Genomic DNA, 23,517 nt, shown 5'->3' with positions numbered 1-23,517 from the left:
AACCATTCATAAATGAACAAAATAGTACATAGTTCGACATTGTTCAACGTTTCCTTTAAATGATGTATCCCACAAAGGAGTGGCAAAATGTTATGATGTGTCCTCTAAATGAAGAAAAGGTATTCAAAGATCCAGTTCATAATTACATTTATGTGCAAGATGTGACAATCTGGCGGTTGATTAATACGCCTGAGTTTCAACGACTACGCCGTATACGTCAATTGGGAACATCCTTTTTCACTTTTCATGGAGCTGAACACAGTCGTTTCTCACATTCATTAGGAGTCTATGAAATTACAAGGCAAATCATTTCATCATTTGAGAGAAATGAATATACAGAATGGCCTAAAGAGGAGAAATTACTAACCCTTTGCGCTGCTTTGCTACATGATGTTGGACATGGTCCCTTTTCCCACTCTATAGAAGAAGCCTTCGATATGAATCATGAGGATTGGACATGTCGCATCGTTCTAGGTGATACAGAAATAAATAATATTCTATTTGAGGTAGATCCTGAGTTACCGACAAAGGTTGCTTCAGTCATTGCAAAAACTTATGATAAACCCATTGTAGTAAATCTCATATCTAGTCCACTTGATGCTGACCGAATGGATTATCTGCTTCGTGACGCATACTATACTGGAGTAAATTACGGTACGATTGATATCGATCGGATTATCAGAATGCTGAGACCCCATCATGAACGAATCGTGGTGAAGGAATCTGGAATGCATGCTGTTGAAGATTATCTTATGTCAAGATACCAAATGTACTGGCAAGTGTATTTTCATCCCGTGACAAGAAGTTCAGAAATTGTATTACGTTTAATCATTCGACGTGCAAAAGAATTATATAATAATGGATATAAATTTGAGTTTATGATGAAGCCATTGATATACTTATTTGAAGATAAATTGAATGTTGAGCAATATTTGAAATTAGATGAGGCTCTCATTCTGACTGTATTTATGCAGTGGGTGACGGAGCAGGATCCTATACTAAGTGAGCTCTGTGAACGATTCATGCATCGTAGACTGTATAAATATGTAGAATTAGATTCGGATAATAATGACATGATTCAAGAGATTCGACAGGCATTTATACAAGCAGGTTTAGATCCGAATTATGACTTTGTTATTGATTTCCCAAGTGATCTTCCCTACGATATATTTCATCCTAGTGATGGAGTGAGTCAGAAACATATTTTATTGTTGGATCGACAAGAAAAATTAAAAGAAATTTCTGAAGTGTCAGAAATTGTAAGATCTATTAGTGGTCTACATCGCGGTAAATGTCACCTATATTATCCTGAACAGAAGTTGAAGGCGGCTTTATCGCTATTTTCTCCTTCTATTGCCCATATTTTTGAAGATTATTGATAAAAGGCTTGCGTTTGTCCAGATTAAGAGGGGGTTATACCATGATGTTGTTCGACACACATACTCATCTTGACGCACCGCAATTCGACGAGGACCGCGAAGAGGTTATTGCACGTGCAGTTAAAAATGGCGTAGGTAAAATGATAAATGTTGGCTTTAATCGGGAGACAATCCCGACGACAATGGCACTAGCTGAGAAATATGATTTTATCTATGCTGCTGTAGGATGGCATCCACAAGATGCCATTACGATGAAAGAAGGGGATCTGGAATGGATCGCGTCCCTGTGTAAACATGAGAAAGTTGTAGCCATTGGTGAAATTGGACTTGATTATTATTGGGATACCTCACCTAAAGATATTCAACAACAAGTACTACGCCAGCAAATTGGACTTGCTCGTGAGATTAACATGCCTATTGTCATTCATAATAGAGATGCACATGAAGATGTGGTAAGAATTTTACGAGAGGAAAAAGCACACGAGGTTGGTGGGGTGATGCACTCCTACTCAGGCAGTTGGGAAACGGCAAAAATGTGTCTTGATATGGGATTTCATTTATCATTTGGTGGGCCCATCACATTTAAAAATGCGAAGCAACCAAAAGAGGTATTAGCCCAGGTTCCAATGGATCGATTATTGATCGAAACAGACTCCCCATATCTTACTCCCCATCCTTATCGTGGGAAGAGAAATGAGTCTGCTCATGTTAGGTTAGTGGCAGAAGCGGCTGCTCAGATTAAAGGGGTTGACATTGAAGAATTAGCCCAAATAACTACCCAAAATGCACTGTCACTATTTGGGATTTGTTAAAAACGAGAGGAAATGTAGCAAAAGAGGAAGAATAAGCGACTAATACTTGTTTTATGATGATATAAAGCGATAATATTACAATATTTTAACTATTTATTCGTATTTTTGTGGTTGATTAGTGCTTTACAACTTGCATGAAAACACGATATTATCTTTTCAGTGATAAGAGTAGATCGTTTTTTGATTGCTTATTATTTTCCTGAACCAGTCTCGCTAAATCTCCAATTGTGTGGAGAACGGGGGAACCAATACGAGCAGAAAAACTGATGAAATATCAGGTGGATGACGTATTTGATTTCTTTTATTGGATCTTTGGGGTGAATTCAAGGGCATCCGCCATGAGCGGTAGACCTAAGATCGGGCGGCTCTCTTTCGTCCAAACCCGACAGCTAACCTCGTAAGCGTTATGAAGAGAGGCAACCTCGTGTATGCAAATTCCGTCTATTCATGATCGGGAAGCCACGAAAGAGTTCCTCTAACTCTTTCTTATGGCTTCTTTTATTTTTGAATAAAGACAATATTGTCATCATACTCTTGTTTAACAGGGGGTGACAATCATCACGAGCAGACTGGTACAGGATGCAGGATACACTTGTGGTTAAGTATCCTGTAAAAATTTAAAATAGTCACGTCAATCGCAGATTACATATATGGTTACATAGACGGCGAGGCTATGAAGGAGGATCGGAAAGTGGGCATTTTGAATGAAGAAACCCATGATTCATCATCATCCAGCATGACTTACGCAACGCGTTGGAAGCATGAATATGTACGTAATATTTCTGTTGTAGCTATTGTTTTAATTGCAATTACCCTGATGGCTCTTTTATTAATCAGCATTCAAACGCGTAAACAAGTATATGTGTCGGTAGACGGTCAGGTTAAAGCCATTGAGACAAATCATACGTTGTTGCGAGAAATGCTTGAGGAAGAAGCCATCATACTAGGACCCAAAGATAAGGTGTCCATGGCATTGAACGGTACAATTAAAGATGGGGATAAGGTTCAAATTCAACGGGCAAGTAAAATTAATGTTACCGTTGATGGTAAATCCCATCCCATACTTACAACGCAGGGTTCGGTGAAAGAGGCTATTCGGGAAATGGGTGTTTCTCTCAACGAATCGGATAAGGTATTTCCTGCACTGACAACTAAAGTTACCAATCAATTGGATATCAAGGTTGTCCGGATTAACAAACAGATTGTAGATCGCGTAGAGGAAGTCCCCTTTCAGGTGATCAAGACTTCAGACCCTACGATTCTAAAAGGAAATGTTAAGGTGGTTCAAAATGGACAGCCAGGTGCCATTGTCCATCATGTCGAGAAGATATTTCAAGATGGTCAGTTTGTCTCGATGAAGGTAGTTGGTAAAGAAGTGCGGAGTACCAGGCAAGATAAGGTTATTGCTGTAGGTACAAAGGTAGAAGCACCTAAGCCAGTCGTAATAGCATCCCCAAAAGTAGTTAAGAAAGAAACCAGCAAGAAGAGCCCTGTTACAAAGGTGAGTCAGAATAACAAGACTAGTAAGGCTGGAGTCGATTTCACATATAAGAAAGTCCTTAAGAATGTTTCTATGACTGCCTATTCTTCTGAAGAACCAGGAATAGGTACGAAGACAGCTTCGGGTACACGCGTTACAGAAGGGCGCACCATTGCGGTTGACCCTAAAGTTATCCCTATTGGGTGGTGGGTGTATATTGAAGGTATTGGCTTCCGTCGTGCAGAAGATACAGGCGGCGCTATAAAAGGGAACAAAATTGACGTGTATTATGATTCCTTACAGAATGCACGTAATTTCGGAAGAAAGTCCGGAAAAACGGTATATGTGATTGGACCGATCAAGCCGGAATTGAACTAAACACGTTTTACAATGGTGTTATAATGCTATACTATTAGGGTCATATGGATGTCATGTTAAAGAAGAGGATAACTCCTCTTCTTTTTGTTGTTATACTGGATTTTGAAGGGAAGAATCATCATGATTAAAGAAATCATTGTCGTGGAAGGTCGCGATGATACTACGGCCATTAAGAGGGCTGTAGAAGCGGACACAATCGAAACAGGCGGTTCAGCAATTAATGCACGTACGATACGGCGTATTGCCCTAGCACAAGAACGTAGAGGTGTTATTATATTTACCGATCCTGATCACGCCGGTGAGCGGATTCGCAAAATTATTGCATCTCGTGTGCAGGGATGTAAGCATGCGTTCATTCCCGAGGTTGATGCCACGCGTAAAGGTGATATTGGTGTAGAGAATGCATCGCCAGAAGCGATCCGTCATGCATTAGCACGGGTTCATACGTCCTATGAAGGGGTGGAGAGCCTGATAGACCTGGAGGACCTTGTACAAGCAGGTCTGATGGTGCACCCTGATGCAGCTGCTCGTAGAATGGCTATGGGTAACATTCTTGGAATTGGGTATTGTAACGGCAAGCAGTTCCTGAAGCGTCTCGCTATATTTCAAATTACGCGTGATGAATTCGTGAGTGCCCTCGCCCAAATTGAAGAGGGAGGTTAAGAATATGAATGAGTTAGACAATATTGCTACACCAAGGCGAACGAAGGATATCATCAGACGTCATGGTTTTTCTTTTAAGAAGAGTCTAGGTCAGAACTTTCTGATTGATCAGAATATTTTAGACAAAATTGTGGATGCAGCTGAGTTGGATCCCACAAAAGGGGCTCTAGAGATTGGCCCAGGGATCGGTGCACTTACTGAGAGGTTGGCACAAACAGCAGGTACGGTAACAGCAGTGGAGATTGACAGACGTCTTATTCCAATATTAGAAGAAGTGTTGGAGCCTTATGAACATGTTCAGGTAGAACAAGCGGATGTACTCGAAGTAGACTTGCCTGATTTGTTTGAGCGGAACTTTAAAGATGTATCTAAGGTCAGCGTAGTAGCTAATCTACCCTATTACGTTACGACACCTATCTTGATGAAACTTCTGGAAGGTAAACTCCCACTTGAGCATATTGTTGTCATGATTCAAAAAGAAGTTGCTATACGCATGGCAGCCTCACCAGGAAGCAAGGATTACGGTAGCCTTAGCATTGCTGTTCAATATTATAGTGAACCAAAGTTGATCTGTACTGTGCCGAACACTGTGTTTATACCCCAACCGAATGTGGATTCTGCCGTCATTCGTCTTACGGTTCGGGAACACCCACCGGTGGATGCAAAGGATGAACTGCATTTCTTTGATGTGGTACATTCATCATTTGCCCAGCGTCGGAAAACTATTTCTAATAACCTGAAGAGCCGATTCTCTCCAACAGGAGGGCGCGAACGTATTGATTCCTTGTTGATCCAAGCAGGTATCGAGCCTTCCCGTCGTGGTGAAACACTCAGTCTTCAGGAATTTGCAACGCTTAGTAATATATTGCTTGAGGCTGGTATTGTATAAGGAATTTAACAAGTTTCAGTGATAAATATGCCGAAAACATGAACCAATAGGGGTGACTGCCCATACCATGGGGTAGGGGTGATGTCTGATGAATTTGGGAGATTTGGTGGTCCGTCAATCGTATGGCGGTGATATTGCATTTCGTATTGAAGATATACAGCAGGATTATGCCATCCTGAAGGGGACGGATTTCCGACTGTTGGCGGATTCCCCCATTAGAGACTTGTTGAAGGTTCCCTATGCACCCGTGAGCGAGAAAACGCAACGTGCCCAAGTGAAGGCGAATGAGTCTTTATCGTCTCTTCAACGCCACCGTGAAGAACAATCTGCTCGAAATCTTTCTCAGACGGGTGGAGATTGGGGCCAAACGAAGGAACCTACCTTCTTCGAAGTACCTGGTAAAGTTCTACATTTGGATGGTGATCCAAATTATCTAAAAAAAAGCCTTCAGGCCTATGAACAACTTCGTGTCCCGGCGGAAGGACACTATGTCAGAGAATCAGGTATGGCGGATGCCCTATATAGACTCCTACCAAAGGTCCAACCAGATATTTTGGTCATTACGGGCCATGATGGCGTATTGAAATATAGGAGAAATCAGGATCTCTATAGTCTGAACAGTTACAAAAATTCACAAAATTTCGTAAATGCTATTCAAGTAGCGCGTCAGTACGATCGCCATTTAGATTCGCTTACGATTATTGCAGGCGCTTGTCAGTCCCACTTTGAAGCATTACTCCAGTCAGGAGCGAACTTTGCTAGTTCACCAGCACGTATTCTAATTCATGCTCTGGACCCAGTGTACGTAGCTGCAAAAGCCTCATTCACGTCGATTAAAGAGATTATCAATATGAATGATGTCCTAGGAAATACGATTAGTGGTACTGAAGGTGTAGGCGGGATTGAATCCCGGGGAAGCTATCGTATAGGTCTACCACGCTTGTATGATCTATCTACGCTTAAAGTAACGCCAGCAGCAATTTAGTCTTTTCAGAACTCTGTTGAAATTAAATAACGACGTACTACACGGTTTAAGACATACAGTAGTTGTCAAAAAAAGAAATAAACCCCGAACAGTCTCCTTAAATTTGGGGTTTATTTGCTGAATTTAGGCGGTTTTTGCAAGTGTTTGTAGGTTCAAAAAAAATTCGTTGACAAGATAATTTTAGTGCTGATATAATTAATGTTTTAAGTTGACAACCTACGAATTATCCGTTATAATGGACAAGGAAAGAGGTGGTCGTTAGACATGGCTAAAAACGCACTGTTAGATATCAAGCACAGTCTCGATGCTCATGTAGGTCAAAAAATTATGTTACGAGCTAATGGTGGTCGAAGAAAGACTGTTGAGCGAACTGGTGTTTTGGAAGAAACGTACCCTTCTGTTTTTATTGTGAAACTAGATCAAGAACAACAAACTTTTAAACGTGTTTCATACAGTTACGCAGATATTCTTACTGCTTCGGTAGAAGTTACAATTTGCGAGGATAACAGTGAAATGCAGCTTGAGTATATTAAAGCGTAAATTTATTTATAAAGATGAGGCAGTCCTCTTGGAGGATTGCCTTTTTGTTATATTTTGAATTAGAAGAGGTATGTGATCTGCAAAAGGGCTGATGAATGAGAAGTGATCACCCGCGTTATACTAACAGCGACATTTATTTCAATTCATTGAGGGGGATTATACGTGAGCCGTAAAAGACGTAGTGTAATGTCAGATGAACTCAAAAATGAACTTGCAAAGGATTTAGGATTCTATGATACTGTCCAGAAAGATGGATGGGGAGGCATTAGAGCGAAGGATGCAGGAAATATGGTCAAAAGAGCAATTGAATTAGCGGAAAAAGCAGCAGCTAGAAATCCAGATTAGTCAATTTTAAAGCGGAGGTCATCCCCTAGAGGGTTGACCTTCGCTTTTTATATTTCTGAATGATGATACAAAAATCCTGAAAAAGGGATAAACTATTTGAATCTTGGTTAAAGAAAGGTATGATCATCATAATTCAGCATAATCGTAAATGACTTGAATGAGACAGTTTGGTATAATGTGTGAAGTTATTATGAGCGAAAAGGTAAGGGTGGGTGAACGCCTTGAAGATTTATGAGAAAGCACCAGCTAAAATCAATCTAATGCTGGATGTATTACATAAGCGTCCTGATGGTTATCATGAAGTAGAGATGGTAATGACGATGGTTGATTTAGCAGACCGTTTAGAAATGGTGGAATTACCTAGGGATACAATTATTATATCGAGCCAAGCGGGATATATTCCGCTGGATGAGAAGAATCTCGCCTTCCAAGCTGCGAGATTAATTAAGGATCGTTATGATGTAAGAAAAGGCGTTCATATTCATTTAGACAAGAAGATTCCTGTGGCTGCAGGTCTGGCTGGCGGAAGTAGCGATGCAGCAGCTACACTCAGAGGTCTGAATCGACTATGGGGGCTTGATATACCGGTACAAGACTTACAGCGACTAGGTGCGGAACTAGGATCTGATGTACCTTTCTGTGTGACTGGGGGGACAGCCCTTGCTACAGGTAGAGGAGAACTGTTAACACCTATCCCTAATCCGCCGCAATGTTGGGTTATTTTGGCTAAGCCTCCTATCAATGTATCTACACAGGAAGTATATACGCGACTAAAAAGCACTCAGATTAAACAACATCCATCTGCTTCCAACATGATTGCTGCAATTGAGTCGGGGGGATTCCATGAAGTCTGTGGCCAACTTGGGAACGTTCTAGAAGATGTTACATTGAAGTTGCACCCTGAAGTTCAACAATTAAAAGAAGCCATGATGAGGTTGGGTGTAGATGGAACGTTAATGTCTGGTAGTGGTCCTACGGTATTTGGCTTAGTATCTAAGGAATCAAAAGTGCCAAGAATATATAACGGTCTGCGGGGTTTCTGCCGCGAAGTTTACGCTGTGCGACTGTTGACCTAAAAGGATAGACTCTTGTGTAAATACGTATAAAAATGATATATTCAATATATAATATTCGGATTTAGCGAGGAGTATTACGTGAAAAAATTAAAACGAAGCGCACGTTTAGTGGAAATGACTCAATACCTACTGAATAGACCACATACATTAATTCCCCTTACGACATTTGCTGATCGTTATGGAGCAGCTAAATCGTCCATAAGTGAGGACTTGGCCATCATCAAAGAAGTATTTGAAGATGAAGGCATGGGAGAACTTCAGACGTTCGCTGGTGCGACGGGTGGAGTAAGATTTATTCCTAAGGTGACTAAGAAACAGGCTTTACTCTTTGCACAGGACTTATGTGCGCGATTAGAACAGGTGGATCGAATCTTACCTGGTGGATATTTATATATGTCTGATTTACTAGGTGAACCTTCACTTATGAACGAGGCTGGTAAAATTTTTGCAACGGCCTTTTCAGGCAAAGAGATCGATTGTGTGATGACCGTTGAAACCAAAGGGATTCCATTAGCCTATGCTACAGGAGCTCAACTTAATCTTCCGGTTGTCCTTGTTCGTCGTGATCATCAGGTGACGGAGGGTTCTGCGGTAAGTATTAATTATGTCTCGGGTTCGCACAAAAGTATCCATACGATGTCCTTATCACGTCGTGCTTTGAAGGAAAAGTCCAAAGTGCTTATTGTGGATGATTTCATGAAAGCTGGAGGTACGATTCAGGGCATGGTTGATTTATTAGCTGAATTCAATGCCGAGGTAGCTGGTGTTGGTGTCTTGGTTGAATCGGGTTCCGTAGATAGTGAAGAACGATTGCTTCACGACTATGTGTCCCTTGCCACATTAACCGGAGTGGATTTTAAAAGCAAACAAATATTTGTAAGTCCTGGTAATTATTTCGAAAATTAGAGTCGTCTCGAGCTGACGTGCTTTTTGTCGATTTTAGTACGAAAGAAAGCTCATTTAGTAACGAATAACCAAGAAGCTTGTCGAAATATATTTTTATTTCATAAATTCCTGTTTTTAGGATATTTTATTGAGTTAAAAAAAAGGATTTTCGTGTGTTGTGTGGAATTATACACCAAGTCTCTGATGGAAAAAGGTGGTGAACACACACATGCAAATTACGGATGTCAGACTTCGTCGGGTTAATTCTGAAGGAAGAATGAAAGCAATCGCATCCATTACCATTGATAACGAATTTGTTGTTCATGACATTCGGGTTATTGATGGAAATAACGGAATGTTTGTTGCAATGCCAAGCAAACGTACTCCTGATGGAGAATTCCGTGACATTGCCCACCCAATCTCTTCCGGTACTCGGGAGAAGATTCAGTCTGCTGTACTGGCAGAATACGAACGTGCGGCTAATGAAGAAGAAGTGATTGAAGAAGGCGCTTAAGTTACAATATCGGGGTATAAAGAAAAGAGAGCCATTACATGGCTCTCTTTTCTTTTTTCCTAGAATAAGATATATTCAGTAGTGAGTTTATGAGCAGGAGGTTAGACCCTTGAAAAGAATGGCTATAGTTCTTGCTGCAGGTCAGGGCAAGCGGATGAAATCCAAATTATACAAAGTACTTCATCCTGTGTGTGGGAAACCAATGGTAGGACATGTACTTGATACCGTTAAACAGGTCAACAGTGAGCGAGTGATTGTGATTGTTGGACATGGTGCGGAAGCCGTACAATCTTATCTTGGGAACGACGCAGAATATGTGCTTCAACAACAACAGTTAGGAACAGGTCATGCTGTGAAGCAGGCTGCGCCTTTACTTAGAGATGAAACAGGCTCTACGATTGTTATTTGTGGAGACACGCCTCTAGTAACGCCTGAGACGTTGGAAGGGCTGATGCAACTGCATGAGAGTAATAATGCAGCGGCAACCGTATTGGCTGCCCAAATGGATAACCCTAAAGGTTATGGACGTGTTATACGTGGAGAAGACGGTAACGTACTACGGATTGTGGAACAAAAGGATTGCACACCACAAGAAGATGCTGTACGCGAAATTAATACAGGTACGTACTGTTTTGACAATGCTAAACTATTCGCAGCGCTTGAGAAAGTGACGAACCAAAATGCTCAAGCAGAATATTATTTGACAGATGTTATTGGTATTCTGGTGAAGGCTAATGAAACGGTTCTCGGATATATCACGAATGATACTGCTGAATCTATTGGTGTAAATGATCGTCTTGCTCTTTCAGAAGCTGAACAATTTATGAGAGAAAGAATTGCAAAGCGTCATATGTTGAATGGAGTTACGATTATTGATCCTTCTGCAACTGTCATTGGTGCTGATGTCAAGATTGGTTCAGATACAGTTCTACTACCAGGGACTATCATTAAAGGGTATACTGTTATAGGCGAGGACTGCACCATTGGACCTAATAGCGATATAGATTCATCCATTATTGCAAATCATGCCGTCGTCAAGCATTCTGTTCTTGATCACGCTGAGGTAGGTTTGCGTACAATGGTTGGCCCTTTTGCTTATCTGCGTCCAGGATCTAAGCTTGGTGAAGATGTCAAGATTGGCGACTTCGTAGAAGTAAAGAACGCAGTCATTGATAATGGCTCAAAAGTATCTCATCTAAGCTATATTGGTGATGCTACTGTCGGTAAAAATGTCAATGTGGGTTGCGGTGCAATAACTGTTAACTACGATGGGTATAATAAATCTATGACAGAGATTGAAGATGACGCCTTTATTGGAAGTAATGTCAATTTGGTTGCTCCTGTCAAAGTAGGTAAAGGTGCATTTATTGTAGCGGGTTCAACGATAACTCATTCGGTTGGCGAGAATGAAATGGCAATTGCGAGAGAGCGACAGGTGAATAAACCTGGATATGCAGAGAAGATTCGTAATCAAGCCAAAGCAAAGAAGAATAAGGGGAATTAAACCCTTACAGATGTTGAACTTCAATTGGCTAGGTGAACTAATCAGTGTTTAATAACAGACATGAATTCAATGAATCCGCACGGAGGGTTTTTATTTTATGACTTATTGTGATTCCAAACTCAAAATATTTACTTGTAATTCTAATCCAAAGCTGGCTAATCAAATTGCTGATTATATCGGCATTCCTATGGGAGACTCCCATACAACAAGCTTTAGTGATGGCGAAATTCAAGTCAAGTTGTCCGAAAGTGTTCGTGGCTGTCATGTATATATCGTACAGTCCACTTGTGGTCCGGTAAATGATAATCTGATGGAGTTATTGGTGATGGTTGACGCATTGAAACGCGCTTCGGCGAAAAGTATTAATGTCGTTATTCCGTATTATGGATATGCTCGTCAAGACCGTAAGGCTCGTTCCCGTGATCCTATTACTGCAAAGCTTGTTGCTAATCTGATTGAAAAGGCTGGTGCCCATCGCTTAATTACGATGGATTTACATGCCATGCAGATTCAAGGATTCTTTGATATTCCTGTAGATCATATGCTGGGTGTTCCGATTATAGCCCAATACTTCCGTTCGATGCAGATTGAGAATCCTGTTGTGGTATCTCCAGACCATGGCGGCGTAGTCCGTGCAAGAAAATTGGCTGATTTCCTTAATGCGCCGCTTGCGATTATTGATAAGCGTCGTCCTGAGCCTAATGTCAGTGAAGTTATGAATATCATAGGTCATATTGAAGGTAAAACGGCGATATTGATTGATGATATTATCGATACAGCAGGAACCATTGTATTGGGTGCGAATGCACTTATTGAGGGCGGAGCGAAGGAAGTCTATGCATGCTGTACACACCCTGTATTATCGGGACCAGCTATGGAACGACTTGAGAACTCTCCACTGAAAGAAGTTATTGTAACGGATACGATTCCGATTACACATCCTAATCCAAGTAACAAGATTAAGGTGCTTTCAGTAGCTCCTCTGATGGGTGAAGCAATCATTCGTGTTCACGAAGAATTGTCGATTAGTAAACTCTTCGAGATTGAGTAGAATGTAGAACGTAAACAAAGGGTTATACCTCCTCGGTAGAGGAGATATAACCCTTATCGTGCATCCTTTTTTAATATCCTGGTCTCGAAATGAATGTATAATATTGTTGATTATAAAGAGTCCCTTCAATTTCAACAAAGTACTTATCAAAGGATTGAATATTTCCAATGTCCACATGGATACCTCGTTTGAGAACTTGAACGGGAATTCGATATGCGTAGTGTTGCTTGAAATGGCTGAATAGCGTTAGAATCTGACCGAATTCAATCAAGAAAATGTCACCTGCAGTTCTGATATTTGGGTTGTTTGAGTGAGATCATTGTAACAAATAATGTCTTATGGAGGATATAACGATCAATGAAATGGATTGTAGGACTGGGGAACCCAGGTTCCAACTATGATAAGACGCGCCACAATATAGGATTCATGACCCTCGATGCGTTAGCTGCACGTCATGGCATTACATTTGGCCCGAGTAAATGTAAGGCATTGGTGGGTGAAGGGAATATTGCAGGAACGAAGGTGGTCCTCATTAAACCGTTAACCTATATGAATCTTTCCGGTGAGTCTGTGCATGCATTTATGAGCTATTATAAAGCCAATCTGGAAGATCTAATTGTTGTTTATGATGATTTGGATACAGAAGTAGGTAGAATACGGCTTCGATACCAAGGAAGCGCAGGCGGGCATAATGGAATAAAATCCATTATACAACATACGGGGACACAGACATTTAATCGAATCCGCCTAGGAATATCTCGTCCGAATCCAGGCGTTGCTGTTGTAGATTATGTATTATCTCCCTTCGCTAAAAAAGAGAAAGAATATGTCCAACAGATGATAGACCATAGTTGTGATGCGATTGAATATAGTCTCGATCATTCGTATGAGCATACGATGGCCAAGTATAATGGCTAAATGTCTGCGTTGATTCTATCCCAAAAAAAGGATTACAGGGCTAACTTGGAACGAGTCAGGGCATAATGAGGGTATAAACGATCCTCAGGAGGCATAATATGGCTATAAAATACATCTGCCGACATTGTAATTCATTGTTAGGAACGATCGATTCAACGGTGATAACTGAAATGCAACTAGGTTTGCATTCCTTGACCCCTGCAGAACGTCGGGATATAATAGCGTATGATTTAAGTGGTGATGTGACAGTTAAAGTCACTTGTGAATATTGTAATGAAGCGTTAGTAAATCATCCTGAATTGAGCTTGATTTCTAATCCCCTTCAGTAATAAGAGTGAAGCCAAAGACTGATTTCAATGTCTTGACGGCAGATTCACTGCCGTTACATGGCCTTAGCAGTTTGCTGAGGCTTCTTTTGACGATAAGAAAGAAGAGGTTGTAACATACAAGATTAGTAAATTCACTCTTTTGTATGTTTGGCTAAGGTAAAAATAAGAATAACTTGGAAGTAAATCTATCGTTACTAGTAAGTATAAGAGAGGTGCCACTTTTGCTACAAGCACTTATAGAAGCTTTTTCTAAGGACCCTGATTTAAAATCAATTGCTTCCGGAATCACGGTGGGCATGAAAGAACAGCTCATTTCGGGATTATCTGGATCAGCAAGGCAGATCATGATGGCTTCACTGTTTGAAGAGGTAAAACGTCCGTTATTAATTGTGACCCATAATATGTTTTCTGCTCAAAAAATGGCCGAAGATTTGCAGGAAGCACTTTCTCCTGACCAAGTGTTGTTGTATTCTGCCAATGAACTTGTTGCAGCTGAATCTGCCGTTTCTAGTCCAGAAACGCTGGCTCAGCGTATTGATGTTTTAATCAAATGTGCACAAGGATTTACAGGAGTTGTTGTAGCCCCTGTATCTGGTGTGCGTAGACTGTTGCCTGCTCCAGAAGTTATGGCGAATGCACAGATCACAATCCAGTATGGAGGAATATTGCAACTGGATTCTTTTCTGATGCGCATGATTGAAATGGGTTACGAACGTGTTGAACGGGTAGAGAGCAAAGGTGAGATGAGTATTCGCGGTGGTATCATCGACTTCTACCCCATGACGTCATTACTCGCTTATCGGGTTGAACTATTTGATGATGAAATTGACTCTATTCGTACCTTCGATCCAGCAGACCAAAGATCTATTGATAAGGTTAACAAGGTCGTAATTACACCTTGCAAAGAGATCATTGCGGACCATGTAAGGTTAGACAGAGCAGCAAATGCAGTAGCGGTTCTGCTAGAAGCCCAGCTCGATAAAATGGTAGATCGTCAAGCTAAACTTCGACTACAAGAGGAAATAAACCGAGAGATTGAAATGTTACGTGAACATGTTTATTTCCCAGAAATTTATAAATATATTTCCTTGCTTTACCCGGAAAAATGCCATTTGTATGATTATCTGCCGAAGGATACGATCTTGATTCTAGATGAGCCTACAAGATTATTCGAGACGGCTAAGCAACTGGAACGGGACGAATCGGAATGGAATTTACATTTGTTGCAGAATGGCAAGATGTTACCACAAATGCCACTATCGATTGATAATGATGAAGTGTTATATGAACGTCGCTTCCAGACGTTATTTCTCTCCATCTTTTTACGTCAAGTTCCGCACACACAACCTCAAAACATACTGAATATTACTAGTCGCGGAATGCAAGATTTCCATGGACAGATGAATGTTCTGAAGTCTGAAATGGAACGTTGGCATAAGTCTGGCGTCAATGTCATGATGCTGGCCAGTAATGAAGAACGTATGGAACGTATGAGACGTGTTTTATTGGATTACGGAATTGATGAGCCTATTATGCTTCAAGGGAACTTGCAGACCGGATTCGAGCTACCATCGATTCATTTAGCTGTCATTACAGAGGGAGAAATGTTCTCTCAGAAGCAACGCAAGGTCAGAAAGCTAAGTAAAAATATTGATAATGCAGAACGCATCAAAAGTTATACCGAGCTCAAAATTGGCGACTATGTCGTACATCAGAATCACGGGATAGGTAAATACGTAGGTATTGGTACGTTAGATATCAATGGTATTCATAAGGATTATTTGCATATTCTTTATGCCGGAGGCGACAAGTTATCTGTTCCTATTGAGCAAATTGATCTCATTCAAAAGTACGTTGGTTCTGAGGATAAAGAACCGAAGATTTATAAGCTAGGCGGCAATGACTGGGTACGTGTTAAGAACAAAGTCCGATCTACCGTACAGGATATTGCTGATGATCTGATCAAACTATATGCTGAACGTCAATCGACGACAGGGTATGGATTTGAGAAGGATTCCACAGAGCAGCAGGAATTTGAAGAAATGTTTCCCTATGATGAAACTCGAGATCAGATTAGAGCGATTGAGGAGATCAAGAAGGATATGGAACAGGGCCGTCCAATGGACCGCCTACTCTGTGGTGATGTCGGATATGGTAAGACAGAAGTAGCGATTCGAGCTGCATTTAAAGCTGCAATCGAAGGTAAACAAGTCGCTGTGTTAGTTCCAACAACGATATTAGCTCAACAACACTATGAGACATTCAGGGAACGCTTCTCTGGATACCCAATAAATATCCAAGTGCTGAGTCGTTTTCGTTCTCGCAAGGAGCAAAACGAAGCTATCAAGGGGATTCGAGCGGGAACGGTCGATATTATTATTGGTACACATCGATTGTTGTCACAAGATCTTATATTTAAGGACCTTGGCCTTCTTATTGTAGATGAAGAACAAAGATTCGGTGTTACTCACAAAGAGAAACTGAAGAAGTTAAAGACTAATGTGGATGTGCTTACACTAACAGCAACACCAATTCCACGGACACTCCATATGTCGATGCTAGGAGTACGGGACTTGTCCGTTATTGAAACACCACCAGAGAACCGTTTTCCTGTTCAGACCTATGTTGTGGAGCACAGCCAGACGCTTGTAAGAGAAGCTGTGGAACGGGAGCTAGCTCGGGGCGGGCAAGTGTATTATTTATACAATCGAGTACAAGGAATTCAAGAGATGGCCAGCCAGATTTCGGCTCTTGTACCTGATGCTAAAGTCGGTGTAGGACACGGGCAAATGAATGAGTCAGAGCTTGAAAAGACCATTCTTGATTTCTTAGATGGTGAATATGATGTGCTGGTGAGTACAAGTATTATTGAGACGGGTGTAGATATCCCTAACGTAAATACGCTAATTGTACATGATGCTGATAAAATGGGTCTGTCCCAGCTCTATCAGTTAAGAGGACGTGTCGGTCGCTCCAATCGAATTGCTTATGCTTATTTCACATACCAGAAAGACAAGGTGCTAACCGAAGTTGCGGAGAAACGCCTTCAGTCCATTAAGGAGTTTACCGAACTGGGATCAGGATTCAAAATTGCTATGAGAGATCTTTCCATTCGGGGTGCAGGTAACTTGCTTGGAGCGGAGCAACACGGATTTATCGCTTCAGTTGGGTTTGATCTGTATTCGCAGATGCTTGCTGAGGAAATTCAGAAACGAAAGGTAACCGTACTGGGAGAGGAAGCTCCTCCAGAGAAGGTATGGAATACCCTGATCGATATCGCAATAGATGCGTATTTGCCATCTGATTATATTTACGATAGTATTCAAAAGATTGAAATTTATAAAAAGGTAGCTGCAACAGCTTCCTTTGAAGAGGTTTCTGAGATTGAAGACGAGCTCATTGACCGTTTCGGAGAGTTACCTGAAGCTGTAGTGAATTTACTTGCTGTGGCACGATTGAAATTGTACGGTAAAATGTACGGGGTTGAGTCCATTGTTAAGCGTGGAGATGACGTGACACTTAAATTTTACACAGGGCAAGAGAAGGCAGTAAATCATACCCAGCTTGCATCCATTGGAAATTCCTTTCAAAGACGTGTACAATTTGAACAAGAGTCTGTCATGACCATTCGCATCAAAGGCAAGGGATTAGAAGAAAAGCAGCTGTTGGACCTTCTGGAACAATTTCTTGAAGCCATCCGAGAGCCGTTCAAATCGAAAGGGGAACTTCAAGATGTTGTCAAATAGGAAATCGTCGAAAATTGTGTCCGTAACGCTAGTAGGGGTATTGGCGCTATCTTTGTTATCTGCTTGTGGTAAAAGTAGTGACGATGTTGTTGCTACATATAAGGGTGGAGAGATCACACTTGCTGAATATAATATTGAGAAAAATGTACTTACCTTTTTATCACCTCAGTATGAGCAACTAGCAGAAATGGATGAATTCAAAACGTATCTTGTTAATCAACAAGTGGCCTTTGAATATTTGAGTAGCAACGCTACCGATGCATCTAAGACTTCAGGCGAGAAGATATCTGCTGATCAGTTGGCTCAAATGAAGCAACAGGCAGGTGGAGATGAGGCTTTTAAAGGTCTATTGGATGAACAAGATCTGAAGGAAACCGATTTGAAAGGCTATTTGGATCAAGTCATGATCTCGATGGAAGATATGAATAGTAAGGTTACAGATGAAGACGTGAAGAAAGAATACGAAGCTACGAAACAAGATTACACGGTAGCTTCCGTAAGACATGTTCTAATCGGATTAACCGATGCTAACCAGAAAGAGCGTACCAAGGAAGAAGCGTTAAAGATTGCAAAAGATGTGAAGTCCCAGTTAGATAAGGGAGCAGATTTTGCAACGATTGCGAAGAAGTATTCCGAGGATCCAGGCTCTGTTGACAATGGTGGCTTGTATGAGAATACACCAGTGGGTCAGTGGGTAGAAGCATTTAAACAAAGTGCGCTAACTCTTCCGATGAATACCATTAGTGATCCTGTAGAGACCGATTATGGATATCACGTGTTAAAAGTGGAGTCACGTACGGAGACAACCTTTGATAAATTAACGCAAGCTCAAAAGGACACGATCAAAAATTCATTGGGTTCTAAAATGATTGATGACTTTATGAAAAATGACTTGCCAGATATTATTAAAGAGGTGAATTTGCCTAAATCACCTGCAGCAACAACTGATGAGAAAACGACTCCTGAACCTGGACAAGACTCTACGGGTACAGGGACTGATGCAACAAAGACAGACACAACAACACCTGCTACGGATACTAATTCCGGTACTGATACGGGTACAAGCACCGATACAGGTAAGTAATAGGTTAATTCAAGAATGAAGCTGTGTAATTATTATCTGAGCCATATGTATAAGGAACTGGATAGAGTTGAATACTATGGTCAGATATCACACTAATAACGGGGGATTATTTTTCCCTTTTGAAACAGTAGTTGAAAATCTTCTTTTAGAAAGTGGGGCAACATGTGAAATGAAAGCTACTGGAATTGTACGCCGTATTGACGACTTAGGCAGAGTTGTAATCCCGAAAGAAATTAGACGCACCTTACGAATTCGTGAAGGTGATCCGCTTGAAATTTTTGTCGACCGTGATGGTGAAGTAATATTGAAGAAATATTCGCCGATCGGAGAGCTTGGCGATTTCGCTAAGGAATACGCTGAATCATTGTATGAAGGAACAGGACATATCACAATTATCTCGGATAGGGACACTTTCATTACTGTAGCTGGAGGCTCCAAGAAGGAGTATCTAGACAAACAAGTAGGAATACTTATTGAGAATTGTATGGATAGTCGCAAAACGTTGTTGGAAACCAACAATGGAAGCTATGAAATCAGCAAAGACCATCAAGAAGCACTTTCTTCTTATGTCGTAGCACCTATTATTTCAGGTGGTGATCCTATTGGGTCCGTCATTCTTATGAATAAAGATGAATCTGTGAAGATGGGTCAGATGGAAATTAAGATGGCTGAAACAGCTGCTGCCTTTCTAGGCAAGCAAATGGAACAATAATATAGTGTGATCTTCAACCCATTCCCGTTATTCTTTAGTTCCTGATACTCGGAGCAAAGAAGCGGGTTTTTTTTGTTGAAATGAATACATCTTTGAAAGAGGACGGTGCAGCTGTTTCGACTTGTGGAGTTCTTCGCGGTTATAATAGAGTGAACGAACTTAATTATCCGCGCAAGGAAGTGAATGATGAAGGAAGCTAATGTCACGATAGCCTCAAGAATGCTACATGGGGCATTCATTTTAACCTTTGCTAGTGTTCTCTCGAAGTTGATTGGCACATTGCAGAAGATTCCTCTGCAAAATATGGGCGGCGATATCGTATTTGGTATCTATAATACCGTTTATCCATTTTACTTACTGGTTATAACGTTAGCCATAGCTGGTTTTCCCCTTGCGATCTCTAAGTTTGTGGCCGAGAATGATGCTGCAGGTAACTTCAGAGAGAGCAGACGGATATTAAGGTTGTCCTCCATAGTGATAGGCGTATTGGGTATCGTACTTGGCATCTGCACTTATGTAGGTGCTCCACTCATTGCGAGGTGGATTGATAATTCCCACGTCGTATCCGCTATTCGCTACGTTTCGATCGCCTTTTTATTCGTACCCTTGATGTCGTTATTACGAGGATTCTTCCAAGGGCACCAGAATATGATGCCTACGGCGATCTCACAGATTGTGGAGCAAAGCGTACGTGTTACGGTAATGATCCTTCTTCTACTTTATCTAACTTCAAAGCAAGCCGGACCGGAGGATATTGCTGCTGGAGCTCTTTTTGGGTCTACTGCGGGTGGGGCTGCAGGGTTACTAGTGATGTTGGTATATTGGTTTAGATACCGTACAAGAGTAGGCAAGACAACAGGACAAGCAGAATCAGTCACAGGTGTTGAGACGGCTATTATGAGCAGTACAGAGGGTTCTACATTCATGTTGAAAGCGGATGTGTCTCGCTCGGAAAGTTCATGGAGACTTTTTAAAAAAGTTGCGGTTTACGCCATTCCTATTTGCCTTGCATCCTTGGCTGTTCCACTAATGAATTTAGTGGATACCTTTACTGTCCCGCGTCTACTTAAATCAAATGGCATAAATGACGCAGGTGCCATGATTGAATTTGGGGTCTATAATCGTGGTATTCCGCTGGTTCAACTAGTAACCATGGTGGCTACGTCGTTATCTGTTCTTTTCATCCCTGCGTTAGCAGAGGCAAGATTCAAGGGGGATCACCTCTTAGTGCAGAAGCAATGCCGTTTGTCTCTTCGTTGGTTCTGGATTATTGGTCTTGCGGCATCTGTTGGTCTAAGCACGTTGGCTGAACCGATCAATGTGATGTTATATCAAGATGCAACAGGTACAGACACGATACGTTGGATCGCATTTACGGCGGTATTTAGTGCGATTAGTCTGATCTCAGCCTCGTTACTCCAGGGAATTGGTATCGTCAAGGCGCCGGCAGTGAACTTGCTTGTTGGTGCTGCTGTAAAGGTGCTACTCAACTTGCTGCTGGTACCACAGCTTGGTATTACTGGTGCGGCCATCGCTGGCGTAGCCGCAAATTTCTTGGCAGCAGCGCTTAACGTAGCGCTGTTAGTTCGTGGCACCGGTCTGCGCTTAAGCGCCGGTGCACTTCTGGTTAAGCCGGCGGTTATCCTCGCCGGCATGTTCAGTGCCGCCGCTGGTGCCCAGTGGGCGGCGGCAAACGTCCTGTCCGCCATAGGCATCCATTCGGGTCGCTTGAGCGCCGTAGTGGAGAGCCTAGGCGGTGTGACGGCAGGTGCTGTTGTGTTTATTATCTTAGTGGTGCTTACTAAGCTAATAGAAGAGGAAGAGTTACGAATGTTACCTAAGATTGGAAACGGATTAACACGTTTATTACAGAAGTTACACGTGTTACGTTAAGTAATGTACGCTACAATAGTCGATATAGCTTTTGGTGGGTTATTGTAGAGCCCATCTGTCAATGATGGTGAAATAGAGTGGAGGTAGACGTATGAGTTCAACATTAACGGTCGTAGGTCTTGGATCGGGTAATCCTGACCGGTTAACGTTAGGTATTGTGAAGACATTACAAAATGCTTCGAGTGTATACGTTAGAACGAAAGAACATCCTGTTATGTCCGTATTAGAGGAATGGAACTTAGCGTTTCAGTCATTTGACGATATATACGAAACACATGATTCTTTCCCTGAGGTATATAACACGATTGCTAACCAATTAATCGAGAAGGCTATATCAGGCGAGGCAGGTACAGAGATTGTGTATGCTGTGCCAGGTCACCCCATGGTAGCAGAGTCTACGGTGCAGTTGCTTCGAGAACGTTGCACAGAACACAGCATTACATTACAAGTACTAGGCGGAGAGAGTTTTCTGGACGAAGCTTTTACAAGGCTTGGATTTGATCCGATTGAAGGATTTCAGCTATTAGATGCAGCGGGATTGAATAGTACGCTTATACAGCCGCAGTTACATACCTTAATTGGACAAGTCTATGACGTTTACACAGCTTCAGAAGTGAAGCTAAGTCTGATGGACATATATCCCGACGACTATACAATTATTGTGGGTCACGCTTTGGGTGTAGAAGGACAAGAGAATATTCAACATGTACCTCTATATGAGTTAGATCGTGTTGAAGGTTATGGTAATCTTTCGCTAGTATATGTGCCTAGAAGTGATGAAGATCATCTTCGACAACGGACGTTTGCTCGTCTACATGAAATTGTAGGTACTCTACGGAGTCCTGAGGGATGTCCTTGGGATCGAGAACAGACCCATACTTCATTACGCAAAAATCTAATTGAAGAGACCTACGAGGTTCTTGAGACAATCGACGAGGATGACCCTGAGCATATGCAGGAGGAGCTAGGAGACTTATTACTACAAATCTTGCTTCACTCACAAATGGAAGAGGAGAACGGTTCCTTTAACGTCTACGATGTCATTCAAGGACTTAATGATAAGCTGATCTTTCGTCACCCCCATGTATTTGGAGATATCGTAGTGAAAGATGCAGAAGCTGCTCTTCAAAGTTGGGATCAAATGAAAGTGGAAGAGAAAAGTCGAAAAGGTCTAAGCCCGGAAAGTATTTCTGTATTAGATGGCGTTCCCCGAGATCTGCCTGCTCTGATGAAGGCATACAAATTGCAAAAGAAAGCAGCTAAAGTAGGATTTGATTGGGATGATATTGAGGGCGTATTTGCTAAGATAGAAGAAGAGCTAGCAGAATTACGTGAAGCTATTGAACAGGGACAGAGCCATGAAGAGCAAGTGCTAGAGCTTGGGGATCTACTCTTTGCTGCATCTAATGTAGCCCGGTTTATTCATGCGGATCCAGAAGAGGCATTATCGAAGACAAATCACAAATTTGTACAGCGTTTTCAATTTATTGAGGATTATTTGCAATCACAGGGAAGATCTCTTTTAGATAGTAATTTGGAGGAAATGGAAGAGATATGGGGACTTGCTAAAACGCAAATCGCCAAAAAATAGCAAAATTCGAATGAAAATAATAAAAACTATAACAGAAAAGCAGGGATTTGTAACTAAATCAAGAATATCCATATAGTGCAATTTCGGTGTAGTGACGGTATAATAACTCCAAGTCCCATACCGATGTATGACAACTTTTCTATATATATTTAGGAGGAACTAATGATGAACAAGACAGACCTTATTAACAACATTTCAGAAAAAAGCGGATTGACTAAGAAAGATGTTGAATCTGTATTGAATGGTTTTCTAGGTGAAGTAACAGATGCGTTAGCTGGCGGAGATAAAGTACAATTGATCGGTTTCGGTACATTCGAAACTCGCAAACGTGCTGGCCGTACGGGTCGCAATCCTCAAACAGGAAATACAATTGAAATCCCTGAATCAACAGTTCCAGCTTTCAAAGCAGGTAACAAGCTTAAGGAAGCCGTAAAATAGTTATGAGAATTGATAAATTCCTGAAAGTATCAAGGTTAATCAAGCGGCGTACCGTAGCGAAGGATATTTCAGATCAAGGTCGGGTCCTTATCAACGGTCGGGAGTCCAAACCTAGTAGTGCGGTAAAAGTGGGCGATGAGATTACAGTTCAATTCGGCCAGAAATTAGTTACCGTGCGTGTCGAGAGACTTGCTGAGAGCACCCGTAAAGAAGAGGCGACAAGCCTCTACACCTTGGTCAAGGAAGAGCCTATCGCTAGGGATACAGGTTTCGAATAGTAGTAGGACTTAGATTTATCATGGAGC

23 protein-coding genes and 1 riboswitch are annotated in these 23,517 nt (G+C 41.5%); of the genes, 22 read left to right on the top strand and 1 reads right to left on the bottom strand.

The genetic code is table 11. The annotated features are described in order from the left end of the window. The first annotated feature begins 92 nt into the window (after positions 1 to 92). From AC1D69_RS22885 to AC1D69_RS22825, 13 genes are all read left to right on the top strand, one after another. The gene (locus AC1D69_RS22885; protein ID WP_495458441.1) at positions 93 to 1,379 is read left to right on the top strand and encodes an HD domain-containing protein; all 1,287 of its coding nucleotides are present in this window, start codon (positions 93 to 95) and stop codon (positions 1,377 to 1,379) included. A gap of 41 nt (positions 1,380 to 1,420) precedes the next feature. After that, the gene (locus AC1D69_RS22880; protein ID WP_495458440.1) at positions 1,421 to 2,191 is read left to right on the top strand and encodes a TatD family hydrolase; all 771 of its coding nucleotides are present in this window, start codon (positions 1,421 to 1,423) and stop codon (positions 2,189 to 2,191) included. Between the two features lie 201 nt (positions 2,192 to 2,392). Next, positions 2,393 to 2,610, top strand: a riboswitch (cyclic di-AMP (ydaO/yuaA leader). A gap of 272 nt (positions 2,611 to 2,882) precedes the next feature. Continuing rightward, the gene (locus AC1D69_RS22875) at positions 2,883 to 4,049 is read left to right on the top strand and encodes a resuscitation-promoting factor (protein WP_495458439.1); all 1,167 of its coding nucleotides are present in this window, start codon (positions 2,883 to 2,885) and stop codon (positions 4,047 to 4,049) included. A 120-nt stretch (positions 4,050 to 4,169) separates the two neighbouring features. Next, positions 4,170 to 4,712, top strand: coding sequence for a ribonuclease M5 (gene rnmV / locus AC1D69_RS22870; RefSeq protein WP_495458462.1), 543 nt, complete (start codon positions 4,170 to 4,172; stop codon positions 4,710 to 4,712). Positions 4,713 to 4,716: 4 nt separating this feature from the next. Next, positions 4,717 to 5,601, top strand: coding sequence for a 16S rRNA (adenine(1518)-N(6)/adenine(1519)-N(6))-dimethyltransferase RsmA (gene rsmA / locus AC1D69_RS22865; protein WP_495458438.1), 885 nt, complete (start codon positions 4,717 to 4,719; stop codon positions 5,599 to 5,601). An 88-nt stretch (positions 5,602 to 5,689) separates the two neighbouring features. Next, the gene (yabG, locus tag AC1D69_RS22860; RefSeq protein WP_495458437.1) at positions 5,690 to 6,586 is read left to right on the top strand and encodes a sporulation peptidase YabG; all 897 of its coding nucleotides are present in this window, start codon (positions 5,690 to 5,692) and stop codon (positions 6,584 to 6,586) included. A gap of 264 nt (positions 6,587 to 6,850) precedes the next feature. Then, positions 6,851 to 7,126, top strand: coding sequence for a biofilm formation stimulator Veg (veg, locus tag AC1D69_RS22855; protein WP_495458436.1), 276 nt, complete (start codon positions 6,851 to 6,853; stop codon positions 7,124 to 7,126). Positions 7,127 to 7,288: 162 nt separating this feature from the next. Next, the gene (locus AC1D69_RS22850) at positions 7,289 to 7,471 is read left to right on the top strand and encodes a small, acid-soluble spore protein, alpha/beta type (protein ID WP_495458435.1); all 183 of its coding nucleotides are present in this window, start codon (positions 7,289 to 7,291) and stop codon (positions 7,469 to 7,471) included. Positions 7,472 to 7,692: 221 nt separating this feature from the next. After that, positions 7,693 to 8,547 (top strand): 4-(cytidine 5'-diphospho)-2-C-methyl-D-erythritol kinase, encoded by an 855-nt coding sequence (gene ispE / locus AC1D69_RS22845; protein ID WP_495458434.1) that lies wholly within the window; start codon positions 7,693 to 7,695, stop codon positions 8,545 to 8,547. Between the two features lie 78 nt (positions 8,548 to 8,625). Next, positions 8,626 to 9,453 carry a pur operon repressor gene (purR, locus tag AC1D69_RS22840; RefSeq protein WP_495458433.1) on the top strand — a complete coding sequence of 276 codons (828 nt, stop codon included), beginning with the start codon at positions 8,626 to 8,628 and terminating at the stop codon, positions 9,451 to 9,453. Positions 9,454 to 9,661: 208 nt separating this feature from the next. Then, a complete protein-coding gene (gene spoVG, locus AC1D69_RS22835; RefSeq protein WP_495458432.1) occupies positions 9,662 to 9,946 on the top strand; it encodes a septation regulator SpoVG in 285 nt (94 codons plus the stop codon). A gap of 109 nt (positions 9,947 to 10,055) precedes the next feature. Then, a complete protein-coding gene (gene glmU / locus AC1D69_RS22830) occupies positions 10,056 to 11,450 on the top strand; it encodes a bifunctional UDP-N-acetylglucosamine diphosphorylase/glucosamine-1-phosphate N-acetyltransferase GlmU (protein ID WP_495458431.1) in 1,395 nt (464 codons plus the stop codon). 97 nt (positions 11,451 to 11,547) lie between these two features. Continuing rightward, entirely contained in the window at positions 11,548 to 12,501 is a 954-nt protein-coding gene (locus AC1D69_RS22825) for a ribose-phosphate diphosphokinase (RefSeq protein WP_495458430.1), read from the top strand. A gap of 70 nt (positions 12,502 to 12,571) precedes the next feature. On the opposite strand, the gene AC1D69_RS22820 is transcribed toward AC1D69_RS22825, so the two are convergent. Further along, on the bottom strand, positions 12,572 to 12,772 hold the full coding sequence (locus AC1D69_RS22820; RefSeq protein ID WP_495458429.1) for a hypothetical protein: 201 nt from the start codon (positions 12,770 to 12,772) through the stop codon (positions 12,572 to 12,574). A gap of 86 nt (positions 12,773 to 12,858) precedes the next feature. Here AC1D69_RS22820 and pth point away from each other — a divergent pair, with 86 nt between their 5' ends. The 9 genes from pth (at position 12,859) to AC1D69_RS22775 (ending at position 23,490) form a co-directional block, all read left to right on the top strand. Next, complete coding sequence (gene pth, locus AC1D69_RS22815) at positions 12,859 to 13,419, top strand: aminoacyl-tRNA hydrolase (protein WP_495458428.1); 561 nt, start codon at positions 12,859 to 12,861, stop codon at positions 13,417 to 13,419. A 98-nt stretch (positions 13,420 to 13,517) separates the two neighbouring features. After that, positions 13,518 to 13,748 (top strand): anti-sigma-F factor Fin, encoded by a 231-nt coding sequence (locus tag AC1D69_RS22810; RefSeq protein WP_495458427.1) that lies wholly within the window; start codon positions 13,518 to 13,520, stop codon positions 13,746 to 13,748. A 221-nt stretch (positions 13,749 to 13,969) separates the two neighbouring features. Further along, the gene (gene mfd / locus AC1D69_RS22805; protein WP_495458426.1) at positions 13,970 to 17,494 is read left to right on the top strand and encodes a transcription-repair coupling factor; all 3,525 of its coding nucleotides are present in this window, start codon (positions 13,970 to 13,972) and stop codon (positions 17,492 to 17,494) included. Further along, the gene (locus AC1D69_RS22800) at positions 17,481 to 18,578 is read left to right on the top strand and encodes a peptidylprolyl isomerase (protein WP_495458425.1); all 1,098 of its coding nucleotides are present in this window, start codon (positions 17,481 to 17,483) and stop codon (positions 18,576 to 18,578) included. Before mfd ends, AC1D69_RS22800 begins: the two co-directional genes overlap by 14 nt. A gap of 169 nt (positions 18,579 to 18,747) precedes the next feature. Further along, entirely contained in the window at positions 18,748 to 19,290 is a 543-nt protein-coding gene (gene spoVT, locus AC1D69_RS22795) for a stage V sporulation protein T (RefSeq protein ID WP_495458424.1), read from the top strand. Between the two features lie 186 nt (positions 19,291 to 19,476). Next, positions 19,477 to 21,183 (top strand): putative polysaccharide biosynthesis protein, encoded by a 1,707-nt coding sequence (locus tag AC1D69_RS22790; protein WP_495458423.1) that lies wholly within the window; start codon positions 19,477 to 19,479, stop codon positions 21,181 to 21,183. A gap of 91 nt (positions 21,184 to 21,274) precedes the next feature. Then, positions 21,275 to 22,774: a bifunctional methyltransferase/pyrophosphohydrolase YabN gene (gene yabN / locus AC1D69_RS22785; RefSeq protein WP_495458422.1), complete on the top strand. Its 1,500-nt coding sequence runs from the start codon at positions 21,275 to 21,277 to the stop codon at positions 22,772 to 22,774. Positions 22,775 to 22,939: 165 nt separating this feature from the next. Then, positions 22,940 to 23,212: an HU family DNA-binding protein gene (locus tag AC1D69_RS22780; protein WP_068532663.1), complete on the top strand. Its 273-nt coding sequence runs from the start codon at positions 22,940 to 22,942 to the stop codon at positions 23,210 to 23,212. Between the two features lie 2 nt (positions 23,213 to 23,214). Beyond that, entirely contained in the window at positions 23,215 to 23,490 is a 276-nt protein-coding gene (locus AC1D69_RS22775) for an RNA-binding S4 domain-containing protein (protein WP_495458421.1), read from the top strand. Positions 23,491 to 23,517: the final 27 nt, after the last annotated feature.

The sequence above is a fragment of the Paenibacillus sp. Y301 genome, from assembly GCF_059445505.1.
Note: the sequence above shows the minus strand (reverse complement) of the source record. Positions and strands in the feature narration are given on the sequence as shown.